Annotated in this window: 14 protein-coding genes, 1 tRNA gene and 2 pseudogenes; 9 read left to right on the forward strand and 8 right to left on the reverse strand. The window is 62.0% G+C overall.

Annotated elements, in window-relative coordinates; genetic code table 11:
* Window positions 1-18 precede the first annotated feature (18 nt).
* The 5 genes and pseudogenes from recJ to X760_RS59520 form a co-directional block, all read right to left on the reverse strand.
* Window positions 19-1803 (reverse strand): single-stranded-DNA-specific exonuclease RecJ, encoded by a 1785-nt coding sequence (gene recJ, locus X760_RS59500; RefSeq protein ID WP_023720149.1) that lies wholly within the window; start codon window positions 1801-1803, stop codon window positions 19-21.
* Window positions 1804-1863: 60 nt separating this feature from the next.
* On the reverse strand, window positions 1864-2847 hold the full coding sequence (gene glpX / locus X760_RS59505) for a class II fructose-bisphosphatase (protein ID WP_023720150.1): 984 nt from the start codon (window positions 2845-2847) through the stop codon (window positions 1864-1866).
* Window positions 2848-3046: 199 nt separating this feature from the next.
* Entirely contained in the window at window positions 3047-4360 is a 1314-nt protein-coding gene (locus X760_RS59510) for a homoserine dehydrogenase (protein WP_023720151.1), read from the reverse strand.
* 41 nt (window positions 4361-4401) lie between these two features.
* Window positions 4402-5693, reverse strand: a pseudogene (locus X760_RS59515) (pyridoxal phosphate-dependent aminotransferase).
* 40 nt (window positions 5694-5733) lie between these two features.
* Window positions 5734-6063, reverse strand: a complete 330-nt coding sequence (locus X760_RS59520) for a hypothetical protein (protein ID WP_348633231.1) — start codon at window positions 6061-6063, stop codon at window positions 5734-5736.
* A 151-nt stretch (window positions 6064-6214) separates the two neighbouring features.
* On the opposite strand from X760_RS59520, the pseudogene X760_RS59525 reads away from it, so the two are divergent.
* The 3 genes and pseudogenes from X760_RS59525 to X760_RS59535 all read left to right on the forward strand — a co-directional run bounded on the left by X760_RS59525 (window position 6215) and on the right by X760_RS59535 (window position 9830).
* A pseudogene (locus X760_RS59525) lies at window positions 6215-8124 on the forward strand (class I poly(R)-hydroxyalkanoic acid synthase).
* Window positions 8125-8451: 327 nt separating this feature from the next.
* Window positions 8452-9582 carry a YcbK family protein gene (locus X760_RS59530; RefSeq protein ID WP_245278629.1) on the forward strand — a complete coding sequence of 377 codons (1131 nt, stop codon included), beginning with the start codon at window positions 8452-8454 and terminating at the stop codon, window positions 9580-9582.
* 173 nt (window positions 9583-9755) lie between these two features.
* Window positions 9756-9830, forward strand: a tRNA-Glu gene (locus tag X760_RS59535).
* 121 nt (window positions 9831-9951) lie between these two features.
* Here X760_RS59535 and X760_RS59540 read toward each other — a convergent pair.
* Entirely contained in the window at window positions 9952-10248 is a 297-nt protein-coding gene (locus X760_RS59540) for a DUF982 domain-containing protein (protein WP_023678889.1), read from the reverse strand.
* Window positions 10249-10548: 300 nt separating this feature from the next.
* On the opposite strand from X760_RS59540, the gene map reads away from it, so the two are divergent.
* Complete coding sequence (map, locus tag X760_RS59545) at window positions 10549-11376, forward strand: type I methionyl aminopeptidase (RefSeq protein ID WP_023720154.1); 828 nt, start codon at window positions 10549-10551, stop codon at window positions 11374-11376.
* A 52-nt stretch (window positions 11377-11428) separates the two neighbouring features.
* The gene (gene radC, locus X760_RS59550; RefSeq protein WP_023720155.1) at window positions 11429-12175 is read left to right on the forward strand and encodes a DNA repair protein RadC; all 747 of its coding nucleotides are present in this window, start codon (window positions 11429-11431) and stop codon (window positions 12173-12175) included.
* A gap of 86 nt (window positions 12176-12261) precedes the next feature.
* Here radC and X760_RS59555 read toward each other — a convergent pair whose 3' ends face one another.
* Together X760_RS59555 and X760_RS59560 are read right to left on the reverse strand one after the other, a co-directional pair.
* Window positions 12262-14841 carry an EAL domain-containing protein gene (locus tag X760_RS59555; RefSeq protein ID WP_036245080.1) on the reverse strand — a complete coding sequence of 860 codons (2580 nt, stop codon included), beginning with the start codon at window positions 14839-14841 and terminating at the stop codon, window positions 12262-12264.
* A gap of 361 nt (window positions 14842-15202) precedes the next feature.
* Window positions 15203-16069, reverse strand: coding sequence for a class I SAM-dependent methyltransferase (locus X760_RS59560; protein WP_023720157.1), 867 nt, complete (start codon window positions 16067-16069; stop codon window positions 15203-15205).
* 24 nt (window positions 16070-16093) lie between these two features.
* On the opposite strand from X760_RS59560, the gene X760_RS76435 reads away from it, so the two are divergent.
* The 4 genes from X760_RS76435 (at window position 16094) to X760_RS59575 (ending at window position 18823) form a co-directional block, all read left to right on the forward strand.
* A complete protein-coding gene (locus X760_RS76435; RefSeq protein ID WP_156948109.1) occupies window positions 16094-16336 on the forward strand; it encodes a hypothetical protein in 243 nt (80 codons plus the stop codon).
* Between the two features lie 205 nt (window positions 16337-16541).
* Window positions 16542-16898, forward strand: coding sequence for an SPW repeat protein (locus X760_RS59565; RefSeq protein WP_051409696.1), 357 nt, complete (start codon window positions 16542-16544; stop codon window positions 16896-16898).
* 129 nt (window positions 16899-17027) lie between these two features.
* Window positions 17028-17477: a DUF2231 domain-containing protein gene (locus X760_RS59570; protein ID WP_023720160.1), complete on the forward strand. Its 450-nt coding sequence runs from the start codon at window positions 17028-17030 to the stop codon at window positions 17475-17477.
* Window positions 17477-18823: a sorbosone dehydrogenase family protein gene (locus tag X760_RS59575; protein WP_023720161.1), complete on the forward strand. Its 1347-nt coding sequence runs from the start codon at window positions 17477-17479 to the stop codon at window positions 18821-18823. The genes X760_RS59570 and X760_RS59575 overlap by 1 nt, the downstream gene beginning before the upstream one ends.
* Window positions 18824-18973: the final 150 nt, after the last annotated feature.

Consider the following 18973-nt stretch of genomic DNA (forward strand, 5'->3'; position numbering starts at 1 on the left):
CGAGCGGTCAGCGAGCTCTCAGGCAAGCGCCGCGTCGACGATACGAAATTGCACCGTGCGGTTGCCGTTCCAGTGATTGCCCGACAGCGAGCCGGCGACGTGCACCGGCTTGCCCCTGTTCTTGAACAGGAATTCGCCGAGCGCAGTATCGACGGCGCGAAAGGCGATCGCCTGGATGCGGCCGCCGCTTTCCGACTGCAGGTCGGCGCGGATGTGGTTGGTGCCGACCGCCCGCGCATCGACAAGCCGGTGACGCGGCAGCGCGAACACCGGCGCGACATGCCCGGCGCCGAACGGCCCTGCCCGCTCAAGCGCATCGAGCAGCGCAAGCGTCGCGCCCTCGGCGGCAAGCGCGCCGTCGATCGCCAGGCTCTCCTCGCCTTGCAGCCGGAATACATCCACCGCCGCACGTTCTTCGAAGAAAGCCCTGAGTTCGCCGAGCTTCGCCCGCTCGACAGTGATGCCGGCCGCCATTCCGTGGCCGCCGCCCTTGACGATCAGCCCGGCATCGGCAGCCTCGCGCACCAGCCGGCCGAGGTCGAAGCCCGACACCGAACGGCCTGACCCCGTACCGACGCCATTGGCGTTGAAGGCGATGGCAAAAGCCGGCCGTCTTGCATGGTCCTTCAGCCGCGAGGCAAGCAGGCCGACAATGCCCGGATGCCAGTTGCTGCTGGCTGTGACCACGATGGCCGGACCATTGCCGCCGGCAAGCTCGGCGTCGGCCTCTGAGCGCGCCGCGGCCAGCATCTCCTGCTCCATCGACTGCCGCTCCTGGTTGAGCCGGTCCAGCGTCTCGGCGATGGTGCGGGCCTCGACCGGGTCGTCGGTTGCAAGCAGGCGGCTACCAAGTGCTGCGTCGCCGATGCGCCCGCCGGCGTTGATGCGCGGACCGATCAGAAAGGCCAGATGGAACGTGCTGATCGGCTCGCCGATACGCGAGACCCGCGCCAGTGCCGCCAGCCCCTCGTTTCTCTGCTGCCGCGCCACCTGTAGCCCCTTGACCACGAAGGCCCGGTTGATGCCGGTGAGCGGCACCACGTCGCAGACGGTGCCCAGCGCCACCAGGTCGAGCAGGCCAAGCAGGTCGGGCGCTGCGGCATCCGGCAGCCGGCTGCGCAGGATCTTCGCCGTCTGTACCAGGCACAGGAAGACGACGCCGGCGGCGCAAAGATGGCCTTGCCCGGAAAGATCGTCCTCGCGATTAGGATTGACGACCGCAGCCGCCGCCGGCAACGGCCCGCCGACCTGATGGTGATCGAGCACCACGACGTCGGCGCCGGCGGCCTTCGCCGCGTCGATGGAAGCAGCATTGTTGGTGCCGCAATCGACGGTGACGATCAGCGTCGCGCCGCGCGAGACGAGTTCGCGCATCGCTTCCGGATTGGGGCCGTAACCCTCGAAGATGCGGTCCGGTATGTAGATCTCCGACGGCACCGAGAAATGTGCGAAAAAGCGCTTGAGCAGCGCCGATGAGGCGGCGCCGTCGACATCGTAGTCGCCAAAGATCGCCACCTTTTCCCTTGCCGTCACCGCCTGGGCGATGCGAGAGGCCGCCTTGTCCATGTCGGTCAGCGATGCCGGGTCGGGCAGCAGGTTGCGGATGGTCGGATCCAGGAACCGCTCGGTCTGCTCGGCGGTGACGCCGCGCCCGGCCAGCACGCGTGCCACGATGTCGGGCACGCCATAACCTTGCGCGATGGCGAGCGCAGCCATGTCCTGACGCTCGGTCAGCCGGTGTTCCCAGGAAACGCCGGTGGCCGACTGCCTGACATCTAGGAAAAAGCGTCTTTCCCCCGTCACGTGACGCGCCGTCTGCAATTTGTCATTGCGCACAATATGCAACGGCTAACTGAGTCGAAATCAAAACTTTTCCAGATCCTGGTGCCTGGCCTTGATTTCGCGCACGGTTCGCGACGACGAGCGCAGCACGATCGTGTGCGTGGTGATGAAATTGCGGCCGAACTTGACGCCGGCCAGCATATTGCCGTCGGTGACGCCGGTCGCGGCAAACAGCACGTCGCCGCGTGCCATGTCTTGCGTGTGGTAGATCCGTTTCGGGTTGGAGATCCCCATCTTCGCCGCGCGCGCCAGCTTTTCCGGCGTGTCAAGGATCAGCCTGCCCTGCATCTGGCCGCCGGTGCAGCGCAAGGCCGCCGCCGCCAGCACGCCCTCCGGCGCACCGCCGGTGCCGAGATAGATGTCGATGCCGGTTTCGTCCGGGTCGGTGGTGTGGATGACGCCGGCGACATCACCGTCGCCGATCAGCCGGATCGCGGCGCCTGTCGCCCGCACGGCTTCGATCAAGGCGCCATGGCGCGGCCGGTCGAGGATACAGGCGGTGATCTCTGCCACCGGAACGCCCTTGGCCCTGGCCAGGCTGGCAATATTTTCGGCCGGCGAGGCATCGATGTCGATGATGCCATCGGCATAGCCCGGGCCGATGGCGATCTTGTCCATATAGACGTCCGGCGCGAACAGAAGGCTGCCTTTTTCGGCAATGGCGATGACGGCCAACGCATTGGGCAGGTTCTTGGCGCAGATCGTCGTGCCTTCGAGCGGATCGAGCGCGATGTCGACAGCCGGGCCTTTGCCTGTACCGACCTCCTCGCCGATATAGAGCATCGGCGCCTCGTCGCGCTCGCCCTCGCCGATCACCACCGTGCCGTTGATGGCGAGACGATTAAGCTCCTGGCGCATGGCGTCGACCGCGACCTGATCGGCGGCTTTCTCGTCGCCGCGTCCGCGCAATCTGGCGGCCGCGACCGCGGCGCGTTCGGTGACGCGCACCAATTCCATGGTCAGTATCCGGTCGAGGCCGGCGACAATGTTCTGGGCCACATTCATCGATGGATAATCCTCGTTGGCACTTTGTTTTTATGCATGTCGTTGTCCCAAAACCGCCGCACACTTTTGGGCGACATGCATTCGCCTCCCGCCAGAGACGCGCTTCTTGTGTCAAAGCCTCGTGACAACAGCAAGACCTGCGCTGGACCTTTTTGAAAGCGCAGCAATATCAATCGATTAAACGCAAAATGTGAGACTGCTATCCGGCCCGCTCGATGCGGATGACTTGCGGCTTGTCGGTCAGAAGGCTGTCCCTGGTGATGCCGTCGACGGCCTTGCGCACCGCCGCCTCGGTCGTCTCGTGGGTGACCAGGATGACTGTCTTCTGTGCCTCGGTTTCCGGCCCTGCGGCATGTTGCACGATCGATTCCAGCGATATGTCGTTGTCGGCCATGCGTTTGGCGATCGCGGCGAAAACGCCGAGACGGTCGTGCACGGTCAGCCGGATGAAATAACCGCCGGCATGGCTGCGCATCTGCGCCTTTTTGTAGGGCTTCAATTCCTTCGCCGGCCGGCCGAAGACCGGGCCATGCTGGAAGCCAGGCCGGCTCTTGGCAATGTCGGCAATGTCGCCGATCACCGCCGAAGCGGTGGCGTTGCCGCCGGCGCCGGGGCCGGAAAGCAGCAATTCGCCGAGGATGTCGGTTTCGATCGCGACCGCATTGGTGACACCGTGCACCTGCGCGATGACCGAGGCCGTCGGCACCATGGTCGGGTGAACGCGCTGCTCGATACCGCTTTCGGTGCGTTGGGCGACGCCAAGCAGCTTGATCCGGTAGCCGAGATCGCCGGCCGCGCGGATATCGGCCTGGCTGATGTTGGAGATGCCCTCCATGTAGATGTCATTGGCCGCAATCCTCGTGCCGAAGGCAAGGCTGGTCAGGATCGACAGCTTGTGCGCGGTGTCGTGGCCCTCGATGTCGAAGGTCGGGTCGGCTTCGGCATAGCCCAGCCGCTGGGCGTCCTTCAGGCAGGCATCAAAGGATAGGCCCTCGGCTTCCATGCGCGTCAAAATATAATTGCAGGTGCCGTTGAGGATGCCGAAGACGCGGGTCACCGAATTGCCGGCCATCGCCTCGCGCATCGTCTTGATGACCGGAATGCCGCCGGCCACCGCCGCTTCGTAGTTGAGCAGCACGCCCCTCTTTTCCGCGATCTCGGCCAGTGACACGCCGTGCTTGGCAAGCAGTGCCTTGTTGGCGGTGACGACATGGCGGCCGGCCTCGAGCGCCGCCTTCACCGAGGATCGTGCCGCGCCCTCGTCGCCGCCGATCAGTTCGACGAATACATCGATCTCGGCGGTCTGGGCCATCTTGACGGCGTCGTCGAACCACTGTGCTGTGCCAAAATCAACGCCGCGGTCGCGTTTGGGATCGCGGGCCGAGACGGCTGACACGACGATGTCGCGGCCGCACTGCCGCGTCAGTTCCGCCGCTTTGTCGCGCAGCACGCGAGCCACCGACGCACCGACGGTGCCGAGGCCGGCAATTCCAACACGCAACGCTTCAGCCATGTCCGGCGACGCCCCATTCGGTCGATTGATGTGTAGAAAACTCAGCGATGCGCGGCGAGCGGTACGACGTTATTCGGCTGCTTGGCGCTGGATGCGAGGAAGCGTTTGATGTTGCGCGCTGCCTGACGGATCCGGTGCTCGTTTTCGACCAGCGCGATGCGCACGTGATCGTCGCCATGCTCGCCGAAGCCGACGCCCGGCGCCACCGCGACGTCGGCGTGCTCGATCAGAAGCTTGGAGAATTCGAGCGAGCCGAGGTGCTTGAACGGCTCCGGGATCGGCGCCCAGGCGAACATCGACGCCGCCGGTGCGGGAATGGTCCAGCCGGCACGGCTGAAGGCGTCGACCATGACATCGCGGCGTTTGCGGTAGACGTCGCGCACTTCGGCGATATCGGCACCGTCGCCGTTGAGTGCATGCGCGGCCGCCACCTGGATCGGTGTGAAGGCGCCGTAGTCGAGATAGGATTTCACCCGCGTCAGCGCCGAGATCAGCCTTTCATTGCCGACCGCAAAACCCATGCGCCAGNGTCGAGATAGGATTTCACCCGCGTCAGCGCCGAGATCAGCCTTTCATTGCCGACCGCAAAACCCATGCGCCAGCCCGGCATCGAAAAGGTCTTCGACATCGAGGTGAACTCGACCGCGACGTCGATCGCGCCCGGCACCTGCAGCACCGAAGGCGGCGGATTGCCGTCGAAATAAATCTCCGAATAGGCAAGGTCCGACAGGATGATGATGTCGTTCTTCCTGGCGAAAGCCACCACCTCCTTGTAGAAATCGAGCGAGGCGACCAGTGCTGTCGGGTTGGAGGGATAATTGAGGATCAGCGCCAGCGGCTTCGGGATCGAATGGCGGATGCCGCGCTCCAGCGCCGGGATGAAACCGTCGTCCGGTTCGACCTGCAGCGAGCGGATGACGCCGCCCGACATGATGAAGCCGAAGGCGTGGATCGGATAGGTCGGATTGGGGCACAGGATCACATCGCCGGGGGCGGTGATCGCCTGCGCCATATTGGCAAAGCCCTCCTTTGACCCGAGCGTCGCCACCACCTGGCTGTCCGGGTCGAGCTTCACGCCGAAACGGCGGGCATAATAATTGGCCTGGGCACGGCGCAGGCCCGGAATGCCGCGCGACGACGAATAGCGGTGCGTGCGCGGATCACGCACTACCTCGCAGAGTTTGTCGACGATGGCCTTGGGCGTCGGCAGGTCCGGATTGCCCATGCCAAGGTCGATGATGTCGGCGCCGCGCGAGCGGGCACTGGCCTTCAGCCGGTTTACCTGTTCGAAGACATAGGGCGGAAGCCGGCGGACCTTGTGAAATTCTTCCATGGCAGTTCCAGACAGTGAGGTTGCGGTCGCGCGTATAAGCTTATTTGCAATTAGGGTCGAGAGCGGGGTCGCATTTGCCTTCGATCTGCTTCAGCGCCTCGGCGCCGTGTTTTTTTGCCAGCTGGTCCAGCGCAGCCTGGTCCGCGACCTTGACGCCGCCCTTCGCGGCCTGGCCCTGCTCCTCGGCCTTCAGCTGGGCGAGCTTGGCGTTCTTTTCCTCGTCGGTGAATTGCTCGGCCGCCACCTGCGGCGGGATGTTCAGGTTCGGGTAGGAACCGGTGTCCTTCGCCCCGACAAGGCCGGTGGCGGGCGCTGCACCTTCTATGTTGCTGCTCGTGCAACCGGCCATCGCCAGCAGGACGAGCGCCATGCGGCAAAAACGACCAGTGCCGGAAAAAACGTTCGTGCCAATATTAATCGTCATATTGTTTTCCTGGCGGCCGGGTTAGAGCACGTTGGACCCTGTCCGATATCCCATGGTAATATGTCAACAAAACGCTTCGGGAGGAACCCCGCGAACCATGTCCAAAACACCCGATTCGGGCAAAGCGGAAGATGACCAACCTTCGACCGTCGAGCAATATCTGGTTAAGGACCCGGAACGCTTCGCTCTGAACATGGCCCGCATGATCGAGCAGGCCGGCAAGGCCGCCTCGGCATGGGCCGAGCCGCGGGAAAAGGGCGAGGTGCGCGATCATGTCGCCGAGCCGGTCGTCGACATGGTGAAGACGTTCTCCAAACTCACCGAATACTGGCTCTCCGACCCGCAGCGCGCGCTGGAGGCACAGACACGATTGTTTTCCGGCTATATGGCCGTCTGGGCCAATGCCGTTCAGCGCATCGGCGCCGGTGCCGAGGAGACCGAGGATGCGGTCAAGCCCGAGCGCGGCGACAAGCGTTTCCAGGACCCGGAATGGGGCCGCAACGCCTTTTTCGATTTCCTCAAACAAGCCTATCTCGTCACCTCGCGCTGGGCGGCCGAACTGGTCGAGCACGCCGACGGTCTGGACGAGCACACCCGCCACAAGGCCAGCTTTTATGTCAGGCAGGTGTCCAACGCCATCTCGCCGTCGAATTTCATCCTGACCAATCCGGAATTGTTTCGCGAGACCGTCGCCTCGAACGGCGAAAATCTGGTGCGCGGCATGAAGATGCTGGCCGAGGACATTGCCGCAGGCAAGGGTGACCTGAAGCTGCGGCAGGCCGATTACTCACCCTTCGAGATCGGCAAGAATCTCGCCACCACCCCCGGCAAGGTGGTCGGCCGCAGCGACGTCGCTGAAATCCTGCAATACGAGCCGGCGACCGACACCGTGCTCAAGCGGCCGCTGCTGATCTGCCCGCCATGGATCAACAAATACTACATCCTCGACCTCAACCCGCAAAAATCCTTCATCCGCTGGGCGGTCGAGCAAGGCCACACGGTCTTCGTCATCTCCTGGATCAATCCGGACGAGCGGCACGGCACCAAGAGCTGGGAGGCCTATATCAGGGAGGGCCTGCAATACGGCCTCGACACGATTGAAAAGGCCACCGGCGAAAAGGACGTCAATGCCATCGGCTATTGCGTCGGCGGCACGCTGTTGGCGGCAGCGCTGGCCTTGATGGCGCAGGAAGGCGACCACNTGCCATCGGCTATTGCGTCGGCGGCACGCTGTTGGCGGCAGCGCTGGCCTTGATGGCGCAGGAAGGCGACCACCGCATCAAATCGGCGACCTTCTTCACCACGCAGGTCGATTTCACCTATGCCGGCGACTTGAAAGTGTTCGTCGATGAGGAGCAAGTCGCGGCCGTTGAAAAGGCAATGAGCGAAAAAGGCTATCTCGACGGCACGAGGATGGCGACCGCCTTCAACATGCTGCGCTCGGGCGACCTGATCTGGCCCTATGTCGTCAACAATTACATGCGCGGCAAGGATCCCCTGCCCTTCGACCTGCTCTACTGGAACGCCGATTCGACCCGCATGGGCGCTGCCAACCATTCCTTCTATTTGCGCAATTGCTATCTTGAGAACAGGCTTTCGCAAGGCATGATGGAGTTGGCGGGCCGCACGGTTTCGCTGAAGGATGTCACCATCCCGGTCTACAACCTCGCCTCGAAGGAGGATCACATCGCGCCGGCGCTGTCGGTGTTCCTCGGCTCGAAATATTTCGGCGGCAAGGTCGACTACGTCGTGGCCGGCTCCGGCCACATCGCCGGCGTCGTCAATCCGCCGGCGGCGCAGAAATACCACTACTGGACCGGCGGCAAGCCGGCTGGCGACTTCGACCAGTGGTTCGCCGGGGCCACTGACCATCCCGGCTCCTGGTGGCCGCACTGGCAGCGCTGGATCGAAGCCAGGGACAATACCCGCGTACCGGCCCGCAAACCGGGCGAGCATATGCAAGTTCTAGGCGAAGCCCCCGGCACCTATGTCAAGGTGCGTGTGTAACCATCTGTAATGTGTGGTGAGTTGACGCGCCGCCAAAAGCGGGCGAAATGGTGTCGTCAACCCTGAGCAGCCTTGATTCATCCTCTAGCCGCCAAATTACTTTGAGGCTTGCAGATTTGACACAGGTCTCGTTTCCGGTTCGGGGAACAAGGGTCATTTCGACGAGACGTTTCGGCGCCGCGCCAATGACGAACCGGTCGGATATCGAGGGGGAATTTTGTTTTGAGATCAGCAGGATCGCGCCTCGCGAAGGGAGAAAGCCGCGCCATTGTGGCGGCGCTTTTCTCGGTGCTCCTGGCGTCCTGCACCTCTGCCGGCGACCCGACCATGTCGGTCGGCATGCCAGGCTATAATGCCTCGGCCACCGAAATCAGCACGGCCGCCGGTGCGCCCCAGGCCAGCACGGCCGCCTCATCGTCGCAGATGACAACCGCACAAATGACGATGAATGCAGAGGGCGACGCCAACCTTCCCGAGCAGGTCGCCTATGTGCCAATGACCAAGCCAGGGGCCAAGTCCGATGCCGGCTTCCCGATCGCCGTTCCCACGGCGGCCGAGGCGATCGCGGGACATTCGCCGCAACCGCTGCAACCAAACGCCGAGGCGGCTGAACAGGCCAACGCTGTTGCGCAGAACAGTGCCGCCGCCGATGCCGGCGCATCGAAGCCCGATGCCAAGGCCGCCGCGCCGGCGATGAACAACCCGGTCTATGTGACCGCCGGCGAGATGCCGCAGCCACAGGCCTATGCACCGAAGAAAAACTTCCTGGCCTCGCTGTTCAGCGCTACGCCTGCTTCGGCGGCATCGCCGGCCAACAGCAGATCGGGCGGGCAGCCAGCGGTCTTGCCGGCCAAGGCGACGCCCGCGGCAAAGCCCACCGTCACCCTGGCCTCGGCCAACCCGGCTGAAAAGCCGGTGCAGTTGGCATCGGCCGGCGATACTAGCCACTTCACGGCCGATGCGCTGCCCGGCGTGCGCCAGACGGCACTGTTCGAGATCAAGCGCAAATCCGGCCTCGACGATGAGAGCGACGTCGACCTCAACGAGGACGAAGGTTCGGGTGGCGCCTACCAGGTCGCCTCCGCCGCCGGCCTCGCCCGGCTGGCACCCAACGGTCTCCTGAAACAGAACGAAAGCGTCGATGTCGCCTGCTTGAAGCCGTCGCTGGTTCGCGTGCTGAAGACGATCGAAGGCCACTACGGCCGCAAGATGACGGTTACCTCCGGCTATCGCGATCCGGCCCGCAACCGTCGCGCCAACGGTGCCAAGAACTCGCTGCACATGTACTGCGCCGCCGCCGACATCCAGGTTCCCGGCGTCTCAAAATGGGAACTGGCGAGCTATATCCGCACCATGCCGGGCCGCGGCGGCGTCGGCACCTACTGCCACACCGAATCCGTCCACGTCGATGTCGGCCCCGAGCGCGACTGGAACTGGCGTTGCCGCAGGCGCGGCTAGGGCGAGGTTCTTCGGGCGCTGCGAAGTCCCCTCGGCGACGTTGCATCATGCCGCAAAACCAGCTTGGCTGTCGGAAAGACGCGGTTTGGAGCCAAAGGAAAAAAGTTGTCGCAGCCGGCAGCAGACGGGTTGCCGGTTTGTCGCGACGCAACTATAAGCGCTCACATCTGAGCGCGCCCATCGTCTAGCGGTCAGGACACCGCCCTTTCACGGCGGTAACAGGGGTTCGATTCCCCTTGGGCGTACCAGAGACCTCAAGCACTTAGCACATGCCATCGCTAACGCGCTGCGTAACCTTGCCGGACGACTACTCTGATGAGGATGTCGGCAAAAGCTGCCAGACAAATTGAAGATTATGTCGACGGCTCCCTAAGCCCGCAGTCCCCTCGCCTCGCCGCCGCGCTTGCGCGGAACCATCATGTCCCTGGCCAGCAGGCCGCTCACCCGGCAAAAGGCCATGAAGGCCCGCCATGCGTCTTCGGTCTCGACGATGTCCACCGTGGCGCCGAAACAGGCGTTGAACGCGGCCTGGTAGGTTGGCCCCTTCCGGCGGACCGGCCACGTTTGCAGGAAATCGAGCGCCTGCTCGACACTGTAGATTTCCTCGACCGGCTGGCCGGGCACAGGCGCGATCCGCACCGGCACCTCGAATTGCAGTCTGTCCATTCGATCTCTCCCGAACCGACGCCCCCGCCGCAACGCCGTTCGTCGCAAAAAGTTGCCGTAGCGGCTTAGTGCTTGGGCCGACTTCTCGCCTAGAAATGTGTCGTCACTGCGGTAGCCAATGAACCCGGCGAAGCATGGGCCGCTCCAGGCAAGGAGAATGCCTCAGGCGTGAATATATCGCTGGTCTTCGGCCGTTCGCCGGCAGTTCGTCCTTGAACCTTGCGCTTTCCAGTGCCAAATCTGGGGAGATTTCTCTCGCCGAGGCTCATCCAGCCTCGCATCTCTGCAAGACGGATAAAAATGGTCACCTATCTCGACGCCGCCGCGGCACCGCTCAGAAACACCGGCCAGATCCGTCTTTACGACGAGGAAGGCTTTATCGGCATGCGCAAGGCTTGCGATCTCACCGCGCGCTGCCTCGACGAACTGGTGACGATGGTGGCGCCCGGCGTCACCACCGAGGCGATCGATCGTTTCGTTTTCGAATTTGGCATGGACCATGGCGCGCTTCCGGCGACGCTCAACTACCGCGGCTACACGAAATCATCCTGCACCTCGATCAACCACGTCGTCTGTCACGGCATACCCGATAACAAGCCGTTGAAGGACGGCGACATCGTCAACATCGACGTCACCTATATCCTCGACGGCTGGCATGGCGACTCCTCGCGCATGTATCCAGTGGGCACGATCAAGCGTGCCGCGGAGCGGCTGCTCGAAGTCACGTATGAGTGCCTGATGCGCGGCATCGCGGCAATCAAGCCGGGCGCCCGCACCGGCGCCATCGGCGCCGCCATCCAGACCTACGCCGAAGCCGAGCGTTGCTCGGTGGTGCGCGATTTCTGCGGCCATGGGGTCGGCCGGCTGTTTCACGACGCGCCGAATATCCTGCATTACGGCAGCGCCAGCGAAGGCGTCGAGATGCGGCCGGGCATGATCTTCACCGTCGAGCCGATGATCAATCTCGGCCGGCCGCATGTGAAAGTGCTGTCGGACGGCTGGACCGCGGTGACGCGCGATCGTTCGCTGTCGGCGCAGTACGAGCACACGATCGGCGTCACCGAAACCGGCTGCGAGATCTTCACGCTATCGCCAAAAAACCTCGACCGCCCCGGCCTGCGGGCCTAGTGTCTGGCAGATCGGGCGTTACCTTGCCCGGCAAATGCTGGGTGGGGCAGCCATGAACGGTGACGACGACGAGCGGGCCTTCTTTCCCGAAAGGCCGGTGCGATCGCCCGCGAAGGCGGTGGCCGCCGACAAGCCGCATTATCTCGGCCATCGCGACCGCCTGCGCGAACGCTTTGCTGCCGGCCCCAACACCCTCCCCGACTACGAACTGCTCGAGCTTCTATTGTTTCGGCTGATCCCGCGCGCCGACACCAAGCCGGTCGCCAAGGCATTGCTGGCACGCTTCGGTACATTGGCCGAGGTCCTCGGCGCGCCCGTCGAGCGCCTGCAGGAGGTGAAGGGCATCGGCCCGGCGGTGGCGCTCGACCTGAAGGTGGTTGCTGCAACGGCGCAGCGCATGGCGCGCGGCGAGATCGCCGGCCGCGAGCTTTTGTCAACCTGGACGCAGGTTCTCGAATACTGCCGGTCGGTCATGGCCTTCGAGGAGCGGGAGCAGTTCCGCATCCTGTTCCTCGACAAGAAGAACGCACTGATCGCCGACGAGGTGCAGCAGGTCGGCACCGTTGACCACACGCCGGTCTATCCGCGCGAGGTGGTCAGGCGCGCCTTGGAGCTCTCGGCGACGGCGATTATTCTGGCTCACAATCATCCATCGGGCGATCCGACGCCGTCGCGCGCCGACATCGAGATGACCAAGCTGATCATCGAGACGGCCAAACCGCTTGGCATTGCCGTTCACGATCACATCATCATCGGCAGGAAAGGCCACTCCAGCATGAAGGGCCTGCTGCTTATTTGAGGCTTATTGTTACCGGCCTGGCCTGCCACGCGCATATTGATGCGACGCTCAACGCCGATCGCGCCGGTAAATGCGGGGACTGGCGCTCAGCTGGCTGTGCGCAGCCGCCGGGATCGAACAAAGGCCTTTAGTCCGTCGGAATCGAGCGCGTAGCCGAAGGCATAACCCTGCAACATGTCGCAGCCCAGGCCTTTGAGTATCCGTGCGTGCTGCATCGTCTCGACACCTTCCGCCACGACCTCGATACCCAAGGACTTGCCGATGTCAATGATTGACGAGACAACCTGCCTTCTTTGCGGCGATTTGGCGATTGGGGTGACCAGCTGCCGATCTATCTTTAGCCGGCGAGGCTGCAACTTGAGCAAACTGACTATCGAAGCGTAACCAGTACCAAAATCGTCTATTTCGATGTCAATCCCGAGTTCTTTTATCTGCTCGATATTCCAGGTGACAAGGTCGTCGTTCTCGTCCAGGAAAATTGACTCAACAAGCTCGAATGAAACTGTCCCTTTTTCGATATTTTGTTCTCGTAAGCTCTTGATGAGCTCCTCATCTTGAAGGCGTCGCGCCGAAACATTGACCGATACCCGCGGAATGTGGAGTCCCGCAGCGGACCATTCTTTGAAGTCCAAAAGCGACTGCTTCAATATGGCTTGGTCGATGATCGAGACCACATTCAGTTCTTCCGCAATTCTCAGGAAGACATCGGGCGCCAAAATACCCTTTTCTGGATGTCTCCACCTCGCCAGCGCCTCAACCCCCACGATTTCGAGCGTCTTTGCGTCAAATTGGGGCTGGTAGAAGGGGATGAACTCGTTGCGCTCAAGGCCGCCGAGAATTTCGTCGGCAATCCGCTTTGTATCGACGATTTCGCTTTGCATCGCGTCGGTGAAGAATTCGTATCGATTGCGCCCACGCCTCTTTGCTCGGTAAAGCGCGATATCGGCGTTTACCAGCAGGTGTTTGGCTTCGATATTTTTTCCGTTGTCGACTGCGATTCCCACGCTGACACCAAAACGGCATCGATGGCCCTGGTAGTAGACCGGTTCGCGCATCTGGCTGATGACGCGGTCAGCGAGCAGCGCCAGTTGCTTGGTATCGTCGCGCACCACGCACAGAACGATGAATTCGTCTCCCCCGATGCGGGCGACGAATCCCTCGTCGCCGACCTTCGATCTGAGGACTGTTGACGCGTGAACCAACATTGCGTCACCGGCGGCGTGGCCCAGCGTATCATTGATGTGCTTGAACCGATCCAGATCGATGTGAAGCAGTGCCGCATGCCCGCCTGAGCGCCTGGCGTTTGCCGCGTAATCTTCCAGTACCTGGTCGAGGTAACGCCGGTTGGGCAAGCCGGTCAACGAGTCATGAAGCGCGATGTGCTCTATGCGCGCTTTGGCCGACTCGAGTTCTGCATTTTTCGACTCGGACAGCTGTTTTGCTCGAACCAGATCCTGGTTCAGCAGGACATCGGCTGTAACGTCCCATTCTGCGCCTATCATTTTTGGAGTGTTGTTTGCGACCCGGTAAACGATCGCCTTGGACCGGACATGACGGACCTCGCCATCCGGACGCACAATCCGGTACTCCGACAAATAGGGTCGTCCGCTGGCCACCGCGCTGTCGAAATCTGCGTTGGCGGTAGCCAAATCATCTGGGTGGATTGCACCCGCCCAGTCTATGTAGCCCCGGTGCTCCCCGGTTGATTTGCCATATATTTCATTTACGCGATCATCCCACGTAAGCTCGTTGGTCGCGAGATCGTGTTCCCAAACCCCAATAGCCGAGGCTTCCAGAGCGAGTTCCAGGCGTCGTGACAATCGACGCAATTCCGCATAATTGCGCTGTCTTTCGCCGATCAGGCGACCTGTGACCAGGAAGGGGAACACAACCAAGGCCCCGGCCGTCGCCATGATCGCGCGCAACAACCATGCGTTACTTGGCGTCGAAGGCCAGCCATTTTTGGGAATGGCCGCGATCTGCCACGAACCGGACGGGAGCAAAACGTCGGCCGTCACCGGATCGCTTTTGCCGATCCGCTCATTGCCGTAGAATTGGTCTCCATTTTGGCCGAGAGCGTCCCTGCCGATCAGCGCTATGTCAATCCCGAGATCGTCGTCAAGCAGCCCGCTCGCCCGATAGAGACGCTGCACGTCGACAACGGCGGAAATGATGCCCCAGAACCTTTCCGTATTGCCCGCGCTCCGCACGAAAACCGGAAAGCGACCGATAAAGCCTTGTCCTCCCTGCTTCAGATCGACGGGACCGGCAAGCACCAGCTTGCGTTCGTCTCGCGCCCTTAGCGCAGCCGCACGCTGCCGCTCGTTCTTGCGGTAATCGAGGCCCATCGCCTGCTCGTTACCCTCCATCGGGTACATCAGGGAAACGACCAGATCGGGCGCGCCGGCAATATTGTTCAATTGCGAGTTCGCGCCAAACAGATTACTCGCCAGCGAAGCGAAGCGTTGCTGTCCCATATAGGGCTCGGTTACGACCGCAGCGACCAGTCCATGCACGAGTTGAAGGTTTCCGTTGATATTGCCTTCGAGCTTGGCGCGGATGAGGTTGACCTTGGTCAGCACGTCCGCACGGACGGCCTGGTCCGAGACGATCTTGTTCTGGTGCTCCGCGAACGCTGCGCTGATAAGGATGACGACAAACGCGATCGCCGCCGGAATATTTGCCGACGAAAAGACGGCCTCCTTAATGCCGCCGAACCTAGCGCGGAAAAAAGCCAATAGGCGATTCCTCAATTGCCATTTCAGGTTCTCGGGTCGACCCGATGAGGAATATTAGCGTTCAATGTTTAATTTGACCTTCACACTCCTGAAAAATTTCGCATTTTCCGATGGCTGACGCCGGCTGTTATGTCGACATCGACACCACCGCCCGCGCGATGTTGAAGGCAGGCTGCATGAAGCGGACCAACATGAAACGAGATCAGCCTTGCTCGGAAGACCGCAGACACGAGCGCCATTGCACACCTCGATGCTCCGACCCGAGTACGTCAAGAGCGTTGACCTTGGGCTAGTGGCCCTCAATCGACTTGTGAGACACAAAATATGGTATCTTGCCGACGCTCCGCTTCGTCGCGCCAATGGAATAGGCCATCGGTATCTTGGGAGAGTTCTCTGGCAGGCCGTACATATCCTTGCCGGCCCGCACTGCAAATGAAAAGTGCTGCCACGAAACCGTGTCATGCTCATTGAGAAAATCGAGCGTCAGACCAGCTGAAATCAGCGCGTTCACCACGTCACTGATCGGATGGATCCACTCATAATAGCGAGGATGCTTCAAGATGCGGTCATCGCCGGTGTAGGTCAGTTCCTCGTTCCAGGCGAGCGGCCGAGCTATCGGCGTTCGCCAGTCGTGCTTCAACTCCAGAGCCGCGGCCTTTCGATTGCACTGAAACATCAATGGATGGCCCTCTGCCATGTAGAGCCGGCCGCCGGGTCGCAGGAGATCGGCAACCACCCGCGCCCAACGGAACACGTCGTCCAGCCAGTTTACCGAACCCCAGGTAACGTAAGCGATGTCAAAGGTCCGGCCCAGGGCTTCGACCGCCTCGAACAGTGGCGCTTCCACGAAACGCACGTCGGTGCCTGCCTTCGCAGCGAAATCCCGCGCCGCCGCGATCGCCGCGGGTGAAAAGTCGAGGCCGGTCACGCTGCCCGCACCAAGATTCTTCAAGCTGATTGTGTCAAGGCCGATGTGACACTGCAGGTGGACGATATCCTTGCCGGCAATATCGCCGACCTCGCGCGTTTCCAGCTCATAGAGATTGGATCCGCCTGCCAGCACATTCTCGATGTGGTAGCTGCCCGTTGTGTCGGTCGAGTGCAGTTCGGCCCGATCATCCCAATTAAGGCGGTTCGCACCCAGAAACGGTTCCAAATTCCCCCCAACCCTGACTGACGCATGGTAAACAAGTCGTTAAGATACCTTTGCAGCGAAAGTATCGCGCGTCAATCCGGACCGGTCGCCTCTCAAACAAGCTTCGGCGGCAATCAAGACGAGCAAGAGCGTCTCGTCTTCAAGAACTGCGATCCACGACCAATGTTTTCACCGGATCGAGAAAAGAATGAGCCTGTCCGCGCCGCTGGCACGTCGCCGCTGACCATGTCCACTGCGGCTTTGGATCGCTCGATCACCATCAAGTGATCCAGGCGTGCCGGTGCCGAATGGAACATAAAGCCCGGAATTCAGTTAGATAGCCGGATTTGGCTGGAGTACCGCCAGATGCGGAACTCCGGCCGGGCAAGGGCACTGCCGTAACACGGAGTGAGCGGCTTCGGGCGCATCTCGCCGGACTCAGGCACCACCTTGCCGAACTCGGGAGCCATAAACGCTCCCTATGGAGGATGCCATGAACCAGTGGACAAACGCCAGGCTCTGTGACGTAGCCAACCTGATCCTTGGGGCAATTCTGTTCTTCTCTCCCTGGATCTTCGCCTTTGCGGCAGGCCCGCAGACGCAGAACGCCCTCGGCAGCGGAATCTTGATTGTCGTGCTTTCGATTGCCGCTCTCGCGGCATTTGCCGTCTGGGAAGAGTGGGTGAACCTGGTCGTCGGACTGTGGGTTCTCGTATCGCCCTGGGTGCTTGGATTCCAGGCGACCACGGCGATGACCGTGCATGTCGTGATCGGCATTCTGGTTGCCGTCCTGGCCGCGATCGAGCTCTGGATGATGTACCAGAACCCGCCGACCCAGTCCGCCGCCTAACAGGCGCAGCCAGCCAGCGCCCTTTTTGGGCCTGACGGATCGATGGTTCGTCTGCCGGCCTCTCGGCAACAGCCGCCCAGAGGCCGGATGGCAGTTTGTTTGGACGAGATCTGAGAAGGATTGCGCATTATGGTCGGTGACAATCCGCGTTCGACGGCCAGGATTGCGGGACATCCCATTCATCCGATGCTCGTGCCGTTTCCGATCGCCTGCTTCGTCGGCACCTTGCTGACGGATCTGGCCTATTGGCGAACAGCGGAAATGATGTGGGCGGACTTCTCTGCTTGGCTGGTTACCGTCGGCGTGATCATGGGCTGCCTTGCAGCGATCGTGGGGTTGATCGATTTTCTGGCTAATCCGCTGATAAGGGCACAGCCCCCTGCCTGGCCGCACGTGCTCGGTAATCTGCTGGCGCTGGTGTTGTCCGTGATCAACATGCTCGTGCACACCCGCGATGCATGGACCTCCATCGTTCCCACCGGCTTGATCCTCTCGGCGGTTGTCGTGCTCATCCTCATCTTCACTGGTTGGCTGGGCTGGTCCATGGTGTACCGGCATCACGTCGGAGTGGCGGATTGATGCGCGTAGCAAGCTCCATCAGACAGGCCGGGCGCATCGCGGCGTCCATCCTTACTTGCACTGCGGCGATCACTCTTGCAGCGTGCAGCGGCAACGACCCGGATCCCAGCAGTCAGATAGGGCCGAATCCAAACCTGCCGGAGCCGATCCAATATTTCTTCCCGCCCATGCATCTCGCTTCCGTGGTAGGATGGAAGAACGACGAAAAGCCGACAGTCGCGCAGGGGCTGCAGATCCAGGCTTTTGCCAACGGCTTGCAGCATCCGCGCTCACTTTATGTGCTGCCCAATGGCGACGTCCTGGTGGTCGAGTCCAAGGCGCCGGGCGGCGAACCGATCAAACGGCCCAAGGATTTGGTGATGGGCTGGATCGAATCGTGGGTCACTTCGGGCGGCGACAGCGGCCCAAGCAACCGCATCACCTTGCTGCGCGACGCCGATGGCGATGGCAAGCCCGAGCTGACCAGCGTCTTCCTCGACCACCTGAGCTCGCCCTTCGGCGTGGCGCTGGTGGGAAGCGATCTCTACGTCGCCAACACTGATTCCATTGTTCGCTATCCCTACACCACCGGCGACACCAAGATCACCGCGCCCGGAACGCCGCTCACCGCCCTGCCCGGCGGCCCGATCGACCACCATTGGACGAAGAGCCTGGTGGCAAGCCCGGACGGCTCGCTGCTCTATGTCGGCATCGGCTCGAACAGCAACGTGGCCGAGAACGGCATCGAGGCGGAGAAGGACCGCGCCGCGATCTGGCAGGTGGACAGGGCTACCGGCAGGTCGCGCATTTTCGCCAGCGGTTTGCGCAATCCGAACGGCCTGAGCTGGGAGCCGCAGACCGGGGCGCTCTGGGCCGTGATCAATGAGCGCGACGAGCTCGGCCCCAATCTCGTGCCGGATTATCTGACGTCGGTAAAGGACGGCGGCTTCTACGGGTGGCCATACAGCTATTACGGCCAGCATCTCGATCCCCGAGTCATGCCCCAGCGTCCGGACCTGGTCGCTAAAGCGATCGTTCCGGATTATGCGCTGAGCTCCCACGTCGCCCCTCTGGGATTGGCCTTCTACACGGCAACCTCCCTTCCCGACGCATATCGCGGCGGCGCCTTCGTTGGCGAGCACGGGAGCTGGAACCGCACGCGCTTCAATGGCTACAAGGTGGTGTTCGTACCATTCAGCGGCGGCCATCCGAGTGGCGCCGCACAGGACGTGGTGACTGACTTCCTGGACAAGGACAACAAGGCGCGCGGCCGGCCTGTCGGCCTGGCCGTCGACAAAACCGGGGCCCTGCTCATCGCCGACGACGTCGGCAACACAGTTTGGCGGGTGACATCTGCCGGCCAATAAAGGGGCTCCACTCCCTTCGTCGAGCTGTCGGTCGAGCAGGGGATCGAACCCTGCGCGCGACGATCCCGACGATCGCCGTTCCGGTGATTCTGCCGGGCACATTCGGCATGCTCGCCATTGCCGTTTACTCGACGCTGACGATGTTTGCCG

Origin of the sequence: Mesorhizobium sp. LSHC420B00 (genome assembly GCF_000503055.1) — a bacterium.
Classification (GTDB): domain Bacteria; phylum Pseudomonadota; class Alphaproteobacteria; order Rhizobiales; family Rhizobiaceae; genus Mesorhizobium.